The sequence below is a fragment of the Streptomyces sp. A0642 genome (assembly GCF_004795105.1).
Lineage (GTDB): Bacteria > Actinomycetota > Actinomycetes > Streptomycetales > Streptomycetaceae > Streptomyces.
The window spans coordinates 37,106-56,028 of sequence record NZ_SSBL01000001.1; the positions used below are offsets into that span (position 1 = coordinate 37,106).

At 71.0% G+C, this 18,923-nt stretch carries 12 protein-coding genes; 7 read left to right on the forward strand and 5 right to left on the reverse strand.

The features are described 5' to 3' along the window. Positions 1–87 precede the first annotated feature (87 nt). Positions 88–1,593 (forward strand): amino acid permease, encoded by a 1,506-nt coding sequence (locus E6R60_RS00140; protein ID WP_136324264.1) that lies wholly within the window; start codon positions 88–90, stop codon positions 1,591–1,593. Between the two features lie 66 nt (positions 1,594–1,659). On the opposite strand, the gene E6R60_RS00145 is transcribed toward E6R60_RS00140, so the two are convergent. Further along, a complete protein-coding gene (locus E6R60_RS00145; RefSeq protein WP_136324265.1) occupies positions 1,660–2,766 on the reverse strand; it encodes an LCP family protein in 1,107 nt (368 codons plus the stop codon). Between the two features lie 274 nt (positions 2,767–3,040). Between E6R60_RS00145 and E6R60_RS00150 the strand changes: the two genes are divergently transcribed. The 6 genes from E6R60_RS00150 to galU all read left to right on the forward strand — a co-directional run bounded on the left by E6R60_RS00150 (position 3,041) and on the right by galU (position 13,024). After that, on the forward strand, positions 3,041–4,165 hold the full coding sequence (locus E6R60_RS00150) for a hypothetical protein (protein WP_240802327.1): 1,125 nt from the start codon (positions 3,041–3,043) through the stop codon (positions 4,163–4,165). A gap of 379 nt (positions 4,166–4,544) precedes the next feature. Next, a complete protein-coding gene (locus E6R60_RS00155; protein WP_136324863.1) occupies positions 4,545–6,308 on the forward strand; it encodes a stealth family protein in 1,764 nt (587 codons plus the stop codon). Between the two features lie 57 nt (positions 6,309–6,365). Then, positions 6,366–8,036, forward strand: a complete 1,671-nt coding sequence (locus E6R60_RS00160) for a stealth family protein (RefSeq protein WP_136324266.1) — start codon at positions 6,366–6,368, stop codon at positions 8,034–8,036. Between the two features lie 3 nt (positions 8,037–8,039). Then, complete coding sequence (locus tag E6R60_RS00165) at positions 8,040–10,046, forward strand: glycosyltransferase (protein WP_136324267.1); 2,007 nt, start codon at positions 8,040–8,042, stop codon at positions 10,044–10,046. A gap of 40 nt (positions 10,047–10,086) precedes the next feature. Beyond that, positions 10,087–12,081 carry a glycosyltransferase gene (locus E6R60_RS00170; protein ID WP_136324268.1) on the forward strand — a complete coding sequence of 665 codons (1,995 nt, stop codon included), beginning with the start codon at positions 10,087–10,089 and terminating at the stop codon, positions 12,079–12,081. Between the two features lie 28 nt (positions 12,082–12,109). Beyond that, positions 12,110–13,024, forward strand: coding sequence for a UTP--glucose-1-phosphate uridylyltransferase GalU (gene galU / locus E6R60_RS00175; RefSeq protein WP_136324269.1), 915 nt, complete (start codon positions 12,110–12,112; stop codon positions 13,022–13,024). Positions 13,025–13,153: 129 nt separating this feature from the next. On the opposite strand, the gene E6R60_RS00180 is transcribed toward galU, so the two are convergent. The 4 genes from E6R60_RS00180 to E6R60_RS00195 form a co-directional block, all read right to left on the reverse strand. Further along, positions 13,154–15,283: a 3-hydroxyacyl-CoA dehydrogenase NAD-binding domain-containing protein gene (locus E6R60_RS00180; RefSeq protein WP_136324270.1), complete on the reverse strand. Its 2,130-nt coding sequence runs from the start codon at positions 15,281–15,283 to the stop codon at positions 13,154–13,156. Next, on the reverse strand, positions 15,280–16,500 hold the full coding sequence (locus E6R60_RS00185) for an acetyl-CoA C-acyltransferase (RefSeq protein ID WP_136324271.1): 1,221 nt from the start codon (positions 16,498–16,500) through the stop codon (positions 15,280–15,282). Before E6R60_RS00185 ends, E6R60_RS00180 begins: the two co-directional genes overlap by 4 nt. 256 nt (positions 16,501–16,756) lie before the next feature. Then, a complete protein-coding gene (locus E6R60_RS00190; protein ID WP_206309284.1) occupies positions 16,757–18,031 on the reverse strand; it encodes a ribonuclease D in 1,275 nt (424 codons plus the stop codon). A gap of 124 nt (positions 18,032–18,155) precedes the next feature. Next, positions 18,156–18,818: a response regulator transcription factor gene (locus tag E6R60_RS00195; protein WP_093899280.1), complete on the reverse strand. Its 663-nt coding sequence runs from the start codon at positions 18,816–18,818 to the stop codon at positions 18,156–18,158. Between the last annotated feature and the right edge of the window lie 105 nt (positions 18,819–18,923).

Below are 18,923 nucleotides of genomic sequence, written 5' to 3' on the forward strand. Positions count from 1 at the left end.
ATTCCGGCGGTGGACGGCGTGCTGCGGACGGCAAGGGTGGACGGGTCCCGATCATGGCGTCCACGACGAGTGCGTGGAGGTACGCCGGTGAGCACACAGCAGGACCTGCCCCCCAGCGGAGACGGACTGTTCAGGACCAAGACGGTCGAACAGTCGATCCGCGACACCGAGGAGCCGGAGCACGCCCTCAAGAAGTCCCTCTCCGCCCTGGACCTCACGGTCTTCGGAGTGGGCGTCATCATCGGAACCGGAATCTTCGTGCTCACCGGCAAGGTGGCCAAGGAGACGGCCGGACCCGCCACCGCCATCGCCTTCGTGGCCGCGGGTGTCGTCTGCGCGCTGGCCGCGCTCTGCTATGCGGAATTCGCCTCCACCGTCCCGGTGGCCGGTTCGGCGTACACGTTCTCCTACGCCTCGCTCGGTGAACTGGTGGCCTGGATCATCGGCTGGGACCTGGTCCTGGAATTCGCTCTGGGCACGGCGGTGGTGGCGGTCGGCTGGTCCGGTTACGTCCGCTCGCTGATCGACAACGCCGGCTGGCACCTGCCGGACGCGCTCTCCGGTCCCGACGTGGCGGACGGATTCGGGTTCGACCTCCTGGCCTTCGTCCTGGTGCTGGTGCTGACCGTCATCCTGGTGCTCGGCATGAAGCTCTCCGCCCGGGTCACGACGGTGGTGGTCGCCATCAAGGTGGCCGTGGTCCTGATCGTGATCATCGCGGGGCTCTTCTTCATCGACACCGCGAACTACTCGCCGTTCATCCCCAAGGCCCAGCCGCAGCCCTCCGGATCGGGCCTGGACGCCCCGCTGATCCAGCTGATCTTCGGATACGCGCCCACGAACTTCGGCGTGATGGGCATCTTCACCGCCGCCTCCGTCGTCTTCTTCGCCTTCATCGGCTTCGACGTCGTGGCCACGGCCGCCGAGGAGACCAAGCTCCCGCAGCGCGACGTGCCCCGCGGCATCATGGCGTCCCTGTTCATCTGCACCGCGCTCTACGTCGCCGTGTCGATCGTCGTCACCGGGATGCAGCACTACACCAAACTGTCGGTCAGCGCCCCGCTCGCCGACGCCTTCAAGGCCGTCGGGCACCCCTTCTACGCCGGGGTCATCAGCTTCGGCGCCGCCGTCGGCCTCACCACGGTCTGCATGATCCTGCTCCTGGGGCAGACCCGGGTCTTCTTCGCGATGAGCCGCGACGGCCTGCTCCCGCGGTTCTTCTCGAAGACGCACCCGCGGTTCCGCACCCCGTACCGCCCGACCATCCTGCTCGGCGTGATCATCGCGATCATCGCCGGCTTCACCAGCATCAACGAGCTCGCGACGCTGGTGAACATCGGCACCCTCTTCGCGTTCGTGGTCGTCGCCCTGGGCGTCATCGTCCTGCGCCGCACCCGTCCCGACCTGCACCGCGCCTTCCGCACGCCGTGGGTCCCGCTGATCCCGGTCCTCTCGGTCGCGGCGTCGGTCTGGCTGATGCTCAACCTGCCGGCGGAGACGTGGCTGCGGTTCGGCATCTGGATGGTCATCGGCGTGATCATCTACTTCGCGTACGGACGCAGCCACAGCCGGGTGAACCGCACCCGGGTGTGAACGACGCCGAAGGCCCCGCCCGCCCGGGACCGGGCGGGCGGGGCCTTCGTGTGATCCGCCGCTGGGTCAGCCGCCGGTGGCGGGGGACTTCTTGGCGGACTCGGGGATGGCGGAGTCCGTGCGGATCGCCTTCCAGAGGGTGTCGGCCTGCGGCTGCGCGGCCACCACGCGGTTCCGGTCGATCTTGTCGTAGTTCACGGGGAGCATGATGGTCTCCATCGTGGACGGGTCGACGCCGTTCATGGAACGCGCGAAGTCGGTCAGCGACGTGAGCGAGGCCAGGCCCTCGTCCGTGGTCAGCGACTTGGTCGCGGAGTTGGCGATCTTGTAGGCGCTGGTCGGACTGCCCAGCAGGTCCTGCTTCTTGACCTCGCTGAGGAGGGCGAACATGAACTGCTGCTGGAGCCCGATGCGTCCGAGGTCGCTGCCGTCACCGATGCCGTGCCGGGTGCGGACGTAGGCGAGGGACTGGGTGCCGTCGAGCTTCTGGGGCCCGGCCTTGACGTCGAGACCGGTGGCCGTGTCGTGGATGTCCTGGGGGACGTCCACGGTGACGCCGCCGATGGCGTCGACGAGACCCTTGAACCCGGCGAAGTTGATCTCCAGGTAGTGGTCGATGCGCACGCCGGACATCTTCTCGACGGTCTTGACCACACAGGCGGGACCGACCTGCGAGTAGACGGAGTTGAACATCTTCCGCTCCGCGGAGGGCACCTTGGTCCCGTCGGCCTTGGTGCACTCGGGCCGGGTCACCAGGGTGTCGCGCGGGATGGATATGGCGACGGCCCTGCTGCGGCCCTCGGGGATGTGCACGACCATCGCCGTGTCGGACCGGGCCCCGCTGATGCTGCCGCCGCCGCCCAGTTCCTTGTTCTCGGCTCCGGCGCGCGAGTCCGAACCGAGGACGAGCAGGTTCTGCCCGCTGGTCGGGAGCTTCTCGGGACGGTCCTCGCCCAGCGCCTTGTTGATGTCGACGCCCTTGATGTTGCCGTCGAGCCGGCTGTAGAGCCAGTAGGCCGTGCCGCCGGCGGCGATGAGCAGGACGAGCAGCACAGCGAGGGTGATCTTGAGTCCGCGGCGCCGCTTACGAGGTCCCCCTCTTCGCTTCCGTCCGCCGCCATGAGATGCCGTACGGCCTTCGTGCGCGTCGTGGGACGTGGCGTCGTGGCTCATCGTGGTCGAGTCCTCAATTCTCGTGGCCCGGGCAGGCTGTGGAGTGCGTGGGACTCGGGTGGGGGGTGTGGCCGGTCCGTGTGTGCATGACTGAGCGTGCACTATAGAACAGACGATCGCCCGAATGGGTGCTTTGGCCGTCGGAGGGCGGCTCCGTCCCGGGGCCGGGACGCGGGCCACCCGCCGCGGGGCACGTCCCTGCTGAGCATATGATGTGGTCGGCCCCGTGCGGGCAGGATGAAGAACTGGTGCAGTGGAGAGGGTGTCACGGGTCATGCGGAGAAGAGGAGCGGACTCCGCGAGCAGTGCCTCACCTCTCGCCCAGCCGTCCGGGCGCCATCGGGTCAGCGGAACGCCGCGCGGCCGCTGGATGCCGCTCGGCAAGGACGGCAGGCTCACGCTCTACGCCCGCACCGACGGCGGCCTGTTGCGCTGGACGCAGCAGAGCCCGGGCGGGGACCGGTGGGACGGTCCGGACTTCGTGGCGGTCGCGGACCTCACCGACGTCACGGTCGTTCAGGGCGCGAACGCCTACGTGCATTTCCTGGGACGGCGCGAGCGTGCCGGTGCCGACGGGCCGAGCGTGGACTTCGTGCACGCCGTCCAGTACCAGACCGGCCGCCCGGTCACCGAATGGCGCTCCCTCGGCAACTTCTACCGTGACGCGGAGACGGGCCGGAAGGTCGGTCCCCCGGCCGGAGTCGTGGACGCACAGGGGACGGTCTTCGTCTTCGTGCGCAACGCGGGCCGTGGTCTGCAGATGCGCCGTGAGGGCAAGGGCGGCAAATGGGGAGCCTGGGAGGACCTCAAGGGGGCCGGGCTCGCCGCCGACCTCGTGCCTTCGGTGACCTCGAGCGGGCTGGTGGAGGTCTTCGCGTCCGGCGAGCGCGGGGTGCAGCAGTGGCGTCAGGGTGAACCGGACGGCAGCCTGGTGATCGGTCCGCCGTCGGCGTTCCACGCCCTGGACGGATCCGTGACGGCTCTGGAGACGGCGCCCGACCGCCTCACCTACTACTGGACCGATCCGAACAGGTCCGGGGTCGTCTCCTACCGCGCCGGCGCCTGGCCCGTGCCCGTGGGCGGACAGCCCGGGGACGGTGCGGTCGTGGCACTGCGCACCCCGCTCGACGGCTATGACTGCACGGTCCTCGCACAGCGCGGGTCGGGCGGCACCCTGCTGATCGGGGTCTGCGGCACCGAGCAGGAGCAGGGCGGCGTCTGGTGGTCGGACACCGCTCAGGAATGCGTCGGTGATCCGGCGCTCGCCCTCGACGGACACGGCCGCGTCGTGGTGGCCCTGCGCGGGCGGGACGGGGCGGTGTCCATCGCCCGCCAGGAGGACGGACCCGGGCTCACCCTCTCGCCCCAATGGCACCGTCTGGCCCCGGATCTGACCTGACGGCACCTCCCGGCCCCCCGGGCGACACCTGCATGTCGCCTCGACTTCCTGTGGCGTTTCCGTGAAGCGGTAAAAGGTTGTACAAACACAGGGTGGGATTCATCACGGATCCGCGCCCTCTATGTCCGCTTTTCTGGCTGGACGCTGATCGGTTCTTTATGTGAAGGTTCTGTGACTGCTCACGAGTGAGCAGATGCGGCCGTCCCATGGGGCGGTCTTAACGGGGATGACAAGTTTCGGTCTCTTACCGTCCGCAGTCCGGGCACGAAGTGGTGCCTGGGCTCGGCAGGCGCTGGGCCGCAGTGGCGTGGGTGGTGGATGCCTCGTGGGCGGTTCCGGCAATCCGGAGGCAGGATCGCTCGTTTCGGCGTACCGGTCGGTGGTGCCCGCGGTCGCGCGAAGGGGCATCGTCCGCAAGGTGCCGGCCCCGCTCCGCTCCGCCGTGAAGTCCTCGTTCACCTCCGTCGACGCCATCCGGTCGGCCACGGTCGTCTGGGCGATGGGCGGCCGCCGCAACGCGCCCCGGCACAGCGCCGCCGCCACGCGCCGGGTGGTGCGCCTCAAGGGCCGGCACGTGCACGCCCTGCTCGTGGAAGGTGCCACGGCGTGGGCCGCCCGGGCGCGCAATCTCCACATCCTCCTCGCCACGCTGGAAGCCGGTGGCATCGAGTACTTCTGCGTCCGTGGGGCCACGAAGGACCTTCCGACGGTGGCGGTGCCCGCCGGGCTGCGCGCGTCCGCGGAGGAGATGCTCCAGATCGCCTTCGAGCAGACTCCGGGCTACGTCGGCGCGGCCAACGCGACGGAGTCCGGCATGCGCGCCGGCGACGAGGAAAGGTCCTGGCGCCAGGTGCGCCGGCACGGAGCCCTCCGGGTCGCCTGGTACGTCACCGACCCCACCCAGCAACTCGTCTTCGGCTCCGATCAGGGCTGTGACCTGGAGTTCTGGCCGGAACGCAACGGCCGGTTGCAGGCGCCGCGCCCCAATCGCGTGGTGGAGGAGGTGCCGGTCGGCGCACCCCGCCACACCGTCCCGCAGGCCCTGTTCGCCCTGGTGCCCGGCGCCTACACCACGGGCAGCGCGCACACCGTGGCCGAATTCACCCAGCCCCTGGCGGAGGACCACCTCTTCCCCATCGACGTCGTCTACACCTGGGTCGACGACTCCGACCCCAAGTGGAGCGCCCAGCGCGACGCCGTCCGCGAGGGACGGATGGGAGCCGCGCCGCAGACCCTGCACGCCCAGGCAGCCAACGACGCGCGCTTCACCAGCCGGGACGAACTGCGCTACTCCCTGCGCTCCCTGCACCAGTACGCGCCCTGGGTCCGCACCGTCTACCTGGTCACCGCCGGACAGGTGCCCAGCTGGCTCGACACCGAGGCCCCCGGCATCAAGGTCGTCGACCACCGGGACATCTTCTCGGACCCCGACGCGCTGCCCACGTTCAACTCGCACGCCATCGAGAGCCAGCTGCACCACATCGACGGCCTGTCCGAGCACTTCCTCTACCTCAACGACGATGTGTTCTTCGGCCGCCCGCTCAGCCCCGGACTCTTCTTCCACACCAATGGCCTGACCAAGTTCTTCCAGTCCAAGGCCCTCATACCGAGCGGCCCCGCGGACACGGACGACCTGCCGGTGAACGCGGCCGGCAAGAACAGCCGGGCACTGATCGAGCGCTCCTTCGGCACCCGTATCGCGCAGAAGATGAAGCACACCCCGCACCCCCTGCGCCGCAGCATCCTCGCCGACATCGAGCTGGTCTACGGCGAGGAGCACCGCCGCACCCAGCACTCCCGCTTCCGGTCTCCCGAGGACGTCCCGATCGCCTCGTCCCTGCACCACTACTACGGCTTCCACACCGGCCGTACGACCGCCGGGAACCTGCGCTACCAGTACATCGACCTCGCCGCCGAGCAGGCCCGGCGGCGTCTGGACAACCTCCTGGCCCACCGGAACTTCGACACGTTCTGCCTGAACGACACCGTCGAGCATCCCGACCCGGAGGCCCAGGAACGCATGGTCAGGCAGTTTCTCGACGCCTACTTCCCCGTGCCCAGCCGCTTCGAGCGCGCGGACTCGGACGAGTACCGCAACGCGACCCGGCCGATCCCGTCGCAGAAGGCCGAAATCCGGCGGTGAGCCAACCGCTCCTCCCGCCCCGCACCCGCACCCGTCCCCGGAACGAAAGTGAACCGAGTGTTTGACACCTCCAGCCGAGAACCGGCTGGCGAGACCTCGATGGGCACCGGCCGCCGCCCGGCGCCGGCACCGGCGCAGCTGCGCAGGGGCCGTACGGAGCGGCGGGTCATCGTGGACATGCACAAGCGTGTCGCGCTGGTACACGACCGTCTCACCCCGCTCGCCGCGCGTGAGCTGAACAACCTGGAAGTCCGTCGCGCCCTGGAAGCCGGGGGGATCGACTGGTTCGCGGTACCGGGCCTCGACGACACCGCCTCCGCCGTCGGCGTCGACGCCCGCCACCGCGCCCAGGCCCTGGCGGCGCTCCGCGCCCGCCTGTCCGCGAGCAGGGGCTACATCGCCCGCCCCAAGGCCGGAATGGCCCCCGGCGACGGTGCGTGGGAAGGCTCCTCGGACAAGACCTGGGAGCGGGCGAGCGGCCTGTCCGTCGTACGCGCCTTCTGGTTCCGCACCACGCAGGAGGGGCACCTGACGCACGGTGCCGACACGGGCTGCGACATCGAGTTCTGGGAGCCCGAGGAGAGCGTGCCCGGCCAGGGATTCGACCGCCTCGCCGCGCCCCGCCGCAACCGCGCCAGCGAACACGTCTCCCTCGGCCACCAGCAACTCGTCGTCCCCGGGGAACAGATGACCCGGCTCGTCGGCCGGGCCCACGGGTCCGAGGTGCCGCAGCTTCGCCCGACCCGCACCCGTCCCGAGCTGGACATCGCCTTCCCCGACGAGCACCCCTTCCCCATCGACGTCGTGTACACCTGGGTGGACGGCGACGACCCGGCCTGGCAGAAGCGCCGCGCCGAGAGCCGCGGTGAGGTCTTCCACGCGGAAGCGGCGAGCCTGGCCCGCTACGTCTCCCGTGACGAGCTGAAGTACAGCCTGCGCTCGGTGCGGATGTTCATGCCGTGGGTGCGGAACATCTACATCGTCACCGACCAGCAGACACCGCACTGGTGGGCCGCCGGCGACGGCAGAGCCCGCGTGGTCGACCACCGGGAGATCTTCGACGACCCCTCCCACCTGCCCACCTTCAACAGCCACGCGATCGAGTCCCGGCTGCACCACATACCCGGACTCTCGCGTCACTTCGTCTACTTCAACGACGACATGTTCATCGGGCGGACCCTCACGCCCTCGGCGTTCTTCCACCCGAACGGCATCGCCAAGTTCTTCCCCTCCCCGGCCCAGGTCCCCTACGGACCCCCGGAGCCCGACGAGGTGCCCACCTCGGTCGCCGCGAAGAACAACCGCCGCCTCATCCAGGAGCGGTTCGGACGCACGCTCGTACAGAAGATGAAGCACGTGCCGTACGCGCTCAACCGGGACATCCTCGCCGCCATCGAACGCGACTTCCCCGAAGAGCACCGGCGCACCTCCGCCAGCGCCGTGCGGAGCGCCTCCGACCTGTCCATAGCCTCCTCGCTGCACCACTACTACAGCTACTACTCCGGGTGCAGCCTGCCCGGCGACCTCCGGTACGGCTACTTCGCGCTGGACGATCCCGAGCTGGAGCACAAGCTGGAACTGCTGCTGCTGCGCCGGGACCGCGACACCTTCTGCCTCAACGACTCGGCGAGCGACCCCGCCGAGATCGAGCACCAGAGCGTGCTGCTGCACCGCTTCCTCGAGGCGTTCTACCCGGTGGCGAGCCCGTACGAGAAGACGGCGGCCTGAGCCATGCACATCGAGATACTGGCCCACACCGTGGCCACCGATTCCGTCGGCGCGCGGGCGGCGGCCCGGCTCGCCCAGACGCTGGCCGCCGGGCACCGGGTGACCGTCGTCGCCGTGCGCGGCGCCGCCGAGCCGCATCCGGCGCTGCGTCTCCCGGAGAACGTGGACGTCGTGGCCCTGGCCCCCTCGGTCGGGTCCGGCGACCGGGACGACGACGAGACCTCCCAGCTCGTCATCGCCGGCGACCCCGAGTTCCGGCGCTACAACCGCGCCGACGACGGACGGCTCAAGAAGCACCTGTCCGCGAGCGGAGCCGACGCGGTGGTGGCGCTCAGCTCCGCCCTCGGCGCGGCCCTGGCCCAGTGCCGCGTGCCCCACGCGCGGCGCATCGCCCGCCAGCCGGCGCCCGTCGAGCGGCTCCCGGAGTCGGTGCGCGCCCGCTGGACGGAGCTCTACCGCGAACTGGACGCGGTCGTCCCGCTCACCGAGCACGACGCCGCCGCCCCCGAGTACCAGGCGCTGCGCGCCGCCGGTGTGGAGGTCTGCCGGATCCCGGAACCGGTGCTGCTCGCCGAGAGCCCGGACAAACCCACGACGGGTGTGGTGATCAGCGCCGGACGCCTGGTCTCGCACCGCCGCGTCGAGCTGGCGCTGCACGCCTTCTCCCAGACCCGTGCGGCTCAGCCGGGCTGGCAGCTGCGGGTGTTCGGCACCGGGCCGCTGCGCCGTGAGACCCGCGAACTGGTCATGGCGCTGGGGCTCCACGACCACGTGCTGCTGGTCGACCGGGAAGCCGGCGAAGAGGACTTCTACGACGCCGACATCGCGTTGGTGACCGCGGAGCGCGTGGACAGCGCCCGCCCCGTGCTGGAGGCGCTCGCCCAGGCCACGCCCGTGGTCGCCACGGAGGTGCCCTTCGGAGCCTCCGAGGTGCTGGCCGAGGGCCACGGCGGGCTGCTGGTGCCGGTCGGTGACGTCCACGGCACCGCCGCCGCCCTGGAGCGCTACATGGCGGACGAGCAACTGCGCTCCGCGCACCGGGCCCAGGCCCTGCGGACCGCGCGGTCCGCAGGCGCGGAGCAGGTCGCCGAGGCGTACGAAGAACTGTTCACGTCGGTCAAGGCCGGGGTACGAGGCCGCTGGGGCAAGGGGCGGCGTGCGGGCGGCGGCGCGCCCGCCGAGGACCGTCCCCGGCCCACCGCCGACTGCCGGGTCCTGACGAACGGCGTCTGGGAGCTCACCTTGCGCGGCGTGTCCGGCGCCCGCACGGTACGCGTCAAGGAACAGGGCAAGGGCCGCAAGGAAGTGGTCGACTTCGCCGTCGAGGGCGGCGGTACGCGGGCCCTGATCGACGCCCGCGAGCTGGCCGTGCTCGGGGAGGGCCGCGCCGACCTCTACGCCGTGGACGGCAAGGGCAGGGAGAGCCGCCTGCGCTACGGGCTGTGCACGCTCGGCGGGGCACGCGACGTCGGGCACCTGGGCGACCTGGACCACTTTCACTGGGTGCTGCCGTACGCCTCCGAGGGGGGGTATCTGCGTCTGCGCGTCTGGTCCCGGCAGAGCCACGCCGAGCTGGTGACCGTCGACTACAGCGACACCAGCCTGTGGCTGACGGGCTGGCTCCAGGGCGAGTGGCAGCTCGGCGGCGAGCTGTTGCTGTTGCTGCGCCGGCGTCAGGAGCCCGCGCGCACGCTGGCGGCCGGCCGGGTGCGCTTCGAAGGCGGCTGGTTCGGCGCGGAGCTGGTCATGGACGAGGCCATGAGGGCCCGGCTGCTCCTGCGTGAGAACTGGGACGTGCTGCTCGCCGACAGCAGCGGGAGGGAGCCGGTCAGGGTCGCGCGCATCGCCGACGACCAGGTGGTGCGGCGCGATGTGCAGCGCTTCCCCGAGCTGGTGCGGGAGGAACCGACGGACCTGTTCGGCCCCGACGTCGGCCGTGCCGTCGTGGGGCTGCGCCCCTACTTCACAGCCGACAACGAACTCTCGCTCGTGGTGACCGAGCATCACTGACAGGGGCCCTCACGGACCTCGAGAATCCCGAAGGACACTTGTGCGGATCTCCTTCCTGCTCCACAGCATCGACAATTTCGGCGGAGTGCCGCGGGCGACCAGCAGTCTGGCCTCCGCCCTGGCGGTCCATCACGAGGTGGAGATCGTCTCGGTGTTCCGCACCGCGGACCGGGCGTCCTTCCCGCCCTCCGGCGATGTGACCGTGCGCTATCTGGCGGACCGGCGCGAGGGGGCGGCGAAGGGCAGCGGCAAGCCGTCCCGGATCATGCCGCGGGAGGACGACTGGGCCAAGCAGTACAGCCCGGAGGTCGACGACCTGATCCTCGGTCATCTCGGCAGGTGCGGCGCCGATGTCGTCATCGCCGCCCGGCCGACGTTCGCCGCGTACTTCCTCGCTCACGGCCGGCACGGCTACGGGCGCGTGGTCATCGACCACGAGGGTTCGATGGTGCCTTCCGAGGAGCTGCGCGCGCGCACGCTGGAGCTGTACCGCGAGATGGACGGCGTCGTCTGCCTCACCCAGGCCGACATGAACAACTACCAGCGGCAGATGGGCGACCAGGCGCCCCCGTTCGCCGCCATCGGCAACATCGTGCCGCCGCCGCCCCGGCACGCGCCCGTGCACGGCCTTCCGCTGATCGCCGCCGCGGGGCAGCTCGTGCCGCGCAAGGGCTTCGACACCCTGATCAACGCGTTCGCCCAGGTCGCCCCCCACCACCCGCAGTGGCGGCTGCGCATCTTCGGCCGCGGGCCCGAGCAGGCACGGCTGCACGAACTCGTGCACGCGCACGGACTCAGCGACTCGGTCCGTCTCATGGGCGCGCTTCCCGACCTCGCTGCGGAGTGGGACAAGGCCGCGTTCTCGGTGAGCGCGGCCCGCCGCGAGTCCTTCGGCCTGACCCTGGTGGAGGCCATGCACCACGGGCTTCCGGTTCTCGCGGCCGACGCGCCCTTCGGCCCCGGCGAGATCGTCGCCCCCGGCCGCAACGGCATCCTGGTCCCCGTCGGGGACGAGGACGCCCTGGCGCACGGGATGCGTTACCTCATCGAACAGCCCGCCGAGCGCGAAAAGCTCTCCCAGGGCGCCTACGCGACGGCCCCGCTCTTCAGCGCGGAGCGCATCGCCTTCCGCTACGACGCGTTCCTGCGGGACGTGGCGGCCTCGGTGCCGAAGGAGCGCGCCGCCGCGGAGCCGGCCCCCGCCCCGTCCGGCGTCCCGGCGGAGGTGCTGGTGCGCGGCGACGGCGCCATCGAGGTCCGTGCGGTCCTGACCCCCGGTGCGGAGCCCCCCGCGCTGACCATCACTCCGCGCAGGGGCGAGACCCTGATCAGACTGGCCGCCCTCGGCACGTCGGTGGACGAGATGACGGGCACGCTCCGGGCCGTGTACGCGGTCCCGGCCGAACCGCCGGTCCTCGCCGAGGGCCGGTACGACATCGACCTGGAGCTGCCGGACGGCCGCCGCTCGCCGCTCGCCGTGGAGGGCGTGCACACCGGTGGTCTCCTGGTCCGCCGGATCGCGCCGGGCGGCCCCGCGTACTGGCCCGTGCCCTACCGCACCGCGGACGGCCATCTGTCGGTTTTCGTGCGTCATCGCGTGGAGCACGCCGAGGTGCACTCCGTGCTGGTGGGGCAGGACGGCTGGCTCGTGCGCGGCAGCCTGGTCGCACCGCCGGGCGCCGACCTGTCGGGGCTGCGGCTGGCTGCCGTACCCCGCAAGGGGATCGCCGCGTCGACGGTGGCGGGCCGGGTCACCGTCGGGCACGACGGAGTCTTCGAGGCGCATCTGCCGTTCGCCGGGGTGGTGGCCGCCTCCTCGGGTGGCCACGACGACTGGGACCTGTGGCTGGAGCGCGACGCCGGTCATTCGCGCATCCGCCTGGCGCGGTTCTTCGACGACCTCCTCGAGCGCAAGCGGATCGACGTCTATCCCACGCAGCGCTGGCACCACCCGACGCAGGGGCCGGCGCGCGGAAAGGTCTTCTTCACGCCCGGCAACGAGCTTTCGTTCACCGTCAGCCCCGACCGGGCCTGATCCCTCTTCCTCCGGAGTGCACACGTTCATGCCCACGCACCACCGCCGTACCCGTAAGGCCGTCATCCCGGCCGCGGGTCTGGGTACCCGCTTCCTCCCCGCGACCAAGGCGACTCCCAAGGAGATGCTTCCGGTCGTGGACCGGCCGGCCATCGAGTACGTGGTGGCGGAGGCCGTACGCAGCGGACTCGATGACGTGCTCATGGTCACCGGCCGCAACAAGCGGGCCCTGGAGGACCACTTCGACCGTGCTTATGAACTGGAGCACCTGCTGGAGCTGAAGGGGGACGACGGCAAACTGCGCCAGGTCCGCGAGTCGAGCGAACTGGCCGACGTCCACTACGTGCGGCAGGGCAACCCGCTCGGCCTGGGCCACGCCGTCCTCTGCGCGGAACCGCACGTCGGTGACGCCCCGTTCGCGGTGTTGCTCGGCGACGACCTCATCGACGAGCGCGACCCGCTGCTCGCCCGGATGCTGGAGGTCCAGGAGCGGTACGGCGGCAGCGTCGTGGCGCTCATGGAGGTCGAGGACGACCGCACGCACCTGTACGGATGCGCGGCCGTGGCCCCCTCGGGCGAGGGGGACGACGACGTCCTGGCCGTCACCGACCTGGTGGAGAAGCCGGAGCCCGGCACCGCGCCCAGCAATCTTGCCGTGATCGGGCGGTACGTCCTCGCCCCGCAGATCTTCGGGATCCTGCGCGACACCCCGCCGGGCCGCGGCGGAGAGATACAGCTGACCGACGCCCTGCGCCGGCTGGCCCTGGACCCGGCACTCGGCGGTCCCGTGCACGCGGTGGTCTTCGACGGCCGTCGTTACGACACCGGGGACCGCGGCGACTACCTCCGCGCCGTCGTCCGGCTGGCCTGCGAGCGCGAGGACCTCGGCCCGGACTTCCGCGCCTGGCTGGGCGAGTTCGTGCAGGAAGAGGGCATCCGCTGACACGGCGGACCCGGCAGAGCCCGCGCTCACCGCGCCGGTGAGCGCGAGGCCCCGACCCGGGCGCCGAAAGCCGCGAGGGCCGTACGGGATCGCTCCCGTACGGCCCTCGCCGCATGCACCGAGGTGGCGTTACGCCGGAACGCTGGCCACACCGGGCTCCAGGAACTTCTTCCCGTTCACCCGCTCCGAGACGCCCTCACGGTCCAGGTACGGCGTGATGCCGCCCAGGTGGAAGGGCCAGCCCGCGCCGGTGATCAGGCAGAGGTCGATGTCCTGGGCCTCGGCGACGACGCCCTCGTCCAGCATCAGGCCGATCTCCTGCGCCACCGCGTCCAGGACGCGGTCGCGGGCCTGCTCCTCGGACAGGACGACATCGCCCTGCTTGAGGAGTGCGGCGACCTCGGGGTCCAGCTCCGGCTTTCCGGAGTCGTAGACGTAGAAGCCGCGCTTGCCGGCCTTGACGACCGCGGCCAGGTTCTCGGAGACGGTGAAGCGCTCCGGGAAGGCGCGGTTCAGGGTCTCGGAGACGTGCAGGCCGATGGCCGGGCCGACCAGCTCCAGGAGGACCAGGGGCGACATCGGCAGACCGAGGGGCTCCACGGCCTTCTCGGCGACGGCGACCGGGGTGCCCTCGTCGATGATGTTCTGGATCTCGCCCATGAAGCGGGTCAGGATGCGGTTGACGACGAACGCCGGGGCGTCCTTCACCAGCACCGCGGTCTTCTTCAGCTTCCGCGCGACGCCGAAGGCCGTGGCCAGCGACGCGTCGTCGGTCTGCTCACCGCGGACGATCTCCAGGAGCGGGAGGATCGCGACCGGGTTGAAGAAGTGGAAGCCGACGACCCGCTCGGGGTTCTTCAGCTTCGACGCCATCTCGGTCACCGAGAGGGACGAGGTGTTGGTGGCGAGGATCGCGTGCGCCGGGGCGACCGCCTCGACCTCCGCGAACACCTGCTGCTTGACGCCGATCTCCTCGAAGACGGCCTCGATGATGAAGTCGGCGTCGGAGAAGCCCTCCGCCTTGTCCAGCACACCGGAGACCAGGGCCTTCAGGCGGTTGGCCTTGTCCTGGTTGATGCGGCCCTTGCCGAGCAGCTTCTCGATCTCGGCGTGGACGTAGCCCACGCCCTTGTCGACGCGTGCCTGGTCGATGTCCGTCAGGACGACCGGCACCTCCAGGCGGCGCAGGAAGAGCAGGGCGAGCTGGCTGGCCATCAGGCCCGCGCCCACCACGCCGACCTTGGTGACCGGACGGGCCAGGGCCTTGTCCGGTGCGCCGGCCGGGCGCTTGGCGCGCTTCTGGACCAGATTGAAGGAGTAGATCCCGGAGCGCAGCTCGCCGCCCATGATCAGGTCCGCGAGGGCCTGGTCCTCGCGGTCGAAGCCGGCGCCCAGGTCGCCGTCCTTGGCCGCGGCGATGATCTCCAGCGCGCGGTAGGCGGCCGGGGCGGCGCCGTGCACCTTCGAGTCGGCGACGGCCTTGCCGCGGGCGACGGCCTGGTCCCACGCGTCACCGCGGTCGACCTCGGGACGCTCCACCGTGACCGTGCCGTTCAGCACGTTCGCGGTCCAGATCAGCGACTGCTCCAGGAAGTCAGCACCCTCGAAGAGAGCGTCGGCGATCCCGAGCTCGAAGACCTGCTTGCCCTTGAGCTGACGGTTCTGGTTCAGCGAGTTCTCGATGATCACCGAGACCGCGCGGTCGGCGCCGATCAGGTTGGGAAGCAGCGCGCAGCCGCCCCAGCCGGGGACCAGGCCGAGGAAGACCTCGGGCAGCGAGAACGCGGGCAGCGCCTTGGAGACGGTGCGGTACGAGCAGTGCAGACCGACCTCGACACCGCCGCCCATCGCCGCACCGTTGTAGTACGCGAACGTCGGGACCGCGAGGCCGGAGAGGCGGCGGAAGACGTCGTGGCCGCCCTTGCCGATGGCGAGCGCGTCCTTGTGCTCCTTCAGCAGTTCGACGCCCTTGAGGTCGGCGCCGACCGCGAAGATGAACGGCTTGCCGGTGATGCCGATACCGGTGATCGCACCCTCGGCGGCCTCCTTCTCGACCTGGTCGATCGCGGCGTTCAGGTTCGCCAGCGACTGCGGTCCGAAGGTGGTCGGCTTGGTGTGGTCCAGGCCGTTGTCCAGCGTGATGAGGGCGAAGCGCCCCGCACCGGCCGGAAGGTCCAGGTGGCGTACGTGCGCCTGGGTGACGACCTCGCCGGGGAACAGCTCGGCCGCACCCTTCAGAAGCTCAGTGGTGGAACTCACTTGTTGCCTCCGTCGAAATTCGGGTTCTCCCAGATGACCGTGGCGCCCATGCCGAAGCCGACGCACATGGTCGTCAGGCCGTAGCGGACCTCCGGCTGCTCCTCGAACTGACGGGCCAGCTGGGTCATCAGCCGGACACCGGAGGAGGCGAGCGGGTGGCCGTAGGCGATCGCTCCGCCGTACTGGTTGACGCGGGCGTCGTCGTCGGCGATGCCGTAGTGCTCCAGGAAGGCGAGCACCTGCACGGCGAACGCCTCGTTGATCTCGAAGAGACCGATGTCCGAGATGGACAGGCCGGCCTTCGCCAGGGCCTTCTCCGTCGCCGGGATCGGGCCGTAGCCCATGACCTCCGGCTCGACGCCCGCGAAGGCGTAGGAGACGAGGCGCATTCTGACCGGGAGGCCGAGCTCGCGCGCGACGTCCTCGGCGGCGAGCAGCGAGGCGGTGGCGCCGTCGTTGAGCCCCGCGGCGTTGCCGGCCGTTACGCGGCCGTGGGCCCGGAACGGGGTCTTCAGACCGGCCAGGGACTCCATCGTGGTGCCCGGGCGCATCGGCTCGTCGGCGGTGACCAGGCCCCAGCCCGTGTCCCCGGCCTCCGGGTTGGTGCGGCGCACGGAGACCGGCACCAGGTCCTGCTGGATCTTGCCGTTGGCGTACGCCTTGGCGGCCTTCTCCTGCGAACGCACCGCGTACTCGTCGGCGCGCTGCTTGGTGATCGTGGGGTACCGGTCGTGCAGGTTCTCCGCGGTCATGCCCATGAACAGGGCGGACTCGTCGACCAGCTTCTCCGACACGAAGCGCGGGTTCGGGTCCACGCCCTCGCCCATCGGGTGGCGGCCCATGTGCTCGACGCCACCGGCGACGACGACGTCGTACGCGCCGAAGGCGATGGAACCGGCCGTCGAGGTGACGGCGGTCAGGGCGCCGGCGCACATGCGGTCGATGGAGTAACCGGGGACCGACTGGGGCAGCCCGGCCAGGATTCCGGCGGTGCGGCCGAGCGTCAGGCCCTGGTCACCGATCTGGGTGGTCGCGGCGATGGCGACCTCGTCGATCTTGGCGGGGTCCAGGTCCGGGTTGCGGCGCAGCAGCTCCCGGATGGCCTTCACGACGAGATCGTCGGCGCGGGTCTCGTGGTAGATGCCCTTCGGGCCCGCTTTGCCGAACGGGGTGCGGACGCCGTCGACGAAGACGACGTCCCGGATGGTACGAGGCACGGTGGCTCTCCTCCAGGGTGCGGGATGGCACTGCTGCGGGGCACGCCCGGAAGCGTGCCGCCACCCACATGCTACTTGCGGGTAACCAGACTGCCCAGTCCTTGCGGCGGGAGCGGCGAAGGTCACATCCACATATGGCCCGGTCGGCCCCACGAGGGGACCGGCCGGGCCATGAGGAGAAGGGCCGTGAAGACCGCGGCGCGAGGGGCGAGGGCTGCGCCAACCTGGCGTGAATACGCCCCTCCCGGATGCCCGCTCAGGCCTCCGAAGCGAGCGCACGCAGGAGGAGCGGGGCGACCTGTGCGATCTGCCAGTGCCGCGCCCCGTACCCGGCGAGTGCGCTTTCGACCGTTTCCGGCGTCAGGTTCTTCGGCGGCTCCCAGCACACGCGGCGCACGGTGTCCGGGGTGATGAGGTTCTCCTGCGGCATGTGCAGGCGCTCCGCGAGCGCGGAGACCGCCGTCCGGGCGGCCGACAGACGGGCCGCGGCGGCCGGGTCCTTGTCCGCCCAGGCGCGGGGCGGCGGCGGTCCGGCCAGGGGCTGGCCGGGCTGCGGGAGCTCCGCGTCGGGCAGTGCCTTCGCCCGGTCCACGGCCGCCTGCCACTGCTCCAGCTGGCGGCGGCCCATGCGGTGGCCGAAGCCGGGCAGGGCGGTCAGTGCCTGCACGTTCGGCGGAAGCGCCAGGGCGGCTTCCACGATCGCGGCGTCGCCGAGCACCTTGCCGGGGGAGATGTCGCGGCGCTGGGCGATGTGATCACGCATGGTCCACAGTTCGCGGACCACCGCCATCTGCCGGCGGCGGCGGACCTTGTGCATGCCGGACGTGCGGCGCCACGGGTCCAGGCGCGGCGGAGCGGGCGGCGCCGACGCGATGGCGGAGAACTCCTCCTGCGCCCACTCCAGCTTGCCCTGCCGGTCGAGCTCCTCCTCCAGGGCGTCGCGCAGGTCGATCAGCAGCTCGACGTCGAGTGCCGCGTAGCGCAGCCAGGGGTCGGGCAGCGGGCGGGTCGACCAGTCGACCGCCGAGTGCCCCTTCTCCAGCGAGTAGCCGAGCACGCTCTCGACCATCGCGCCGAGGCCCACCCGGGGGAACCCGGCGAGCCGTCCGGCCAGCTCGGTGTCGAAGAGCCGGGTCGGCGTCATGCCTATGTCCCGCAGACAGGGCAGGTCCTGGGTCGCCGCGTGCAGGATCCACTCGGTGCCGCGGAGCGCCTCTCCGAGCCCGGAGAGGTCGGGGCAGCCCACGGGGTCGACGAGCGCGCTGCCCGCGCCGTCACGGCGCAGCTGTACGAGGTAGGCGCGCTGCCCGTACCGGTAGCCGGAGGCGCGCTCGGCGTCCACGGCCACCGGGCCGGAGCCCGCGGCGAAGGCCGCGATCACCCGGGCCAGGGCATCGTCGGAGGCCACCACCGGCGGAATGCCCTCGCGAGGTTCGAGCAAGGGGATCGGCGCCGGGGCGACGTCGTCCGGGGGAGCGCCCCCGGTGGTTCGCAGTGAAGTGTCTGCTGCGGTCTCTTGGGCGTCGGTCACGTGTCAAGGGTATCTGTGTATGTACGGAGCCCGTCGACGGAATGATCCGTCGACGGGCTCCGATGCATGTAATCCAGCCGCTTCCGCATCTCCGCACACCGGCGGGGGTACGGATGCGGGGGAATCAGTGGATGATGCCCGTCCGCAGGGCGACGGCGACCATGCCTGCGCGGTCTCCGGTGCCGAGCTTGCGGGCGATTCGGGCGAGGTGGCTCTTGACGGTGAGGGCGGAGAGCCCCATGGAGACGCCGATGGCCTTGTTGGACTGCCCTTCGGCGACGAGCCGCAGGACCTCCACCTCGCGGCCGGACAGTTCGCGGTAGCCGCCCGGGTGGCTCGGGGTGCCGGGGGGCCGGCGGTGCATACGGGCGGCGGTGGCGCCGATGGGTGCGACGCCGGGACGGGTGGGGTGGCCGATGTTGGTACGGGTGCCGGTGACGACATAGCCCTTCACGCCGCCCGCGAGGGCGTTGCGCACGGCGCCGATGTCATCGGCGGCGGAGAGGGCGAGGCCGTTCGGCCAGCCGGCGGCTCGGGTTTCGGACAGCAGGGTCAGCCCGGAACCGTCGGGCAGGTGGACGTCGGCTACGCAGATGTCGCGCGGGTTGCCGACGCGGGGACGGGCCTCCGCGATGGACGACGCCTCGATGACGTCACGTACTCCGAGGGCCCACAGATGGCGGGTGACGGTGGAACGGACGCGCGGGTCGGCCACGACGACCATGGCCGTCGGCTTGTTCGGGCGGTAGGCGACCAGGCTTGCGGGCTGCTCGAGGAGAACGGACACCAGGCCTCCTGGGGAGTGGCGGGACGGGCCGGCTCGGGGATGAAGCCGGGGCGAACCGTGCTTGAAGGGTCATTGACTCCTTCGGCAGCAGACCCCTGCTCCTTT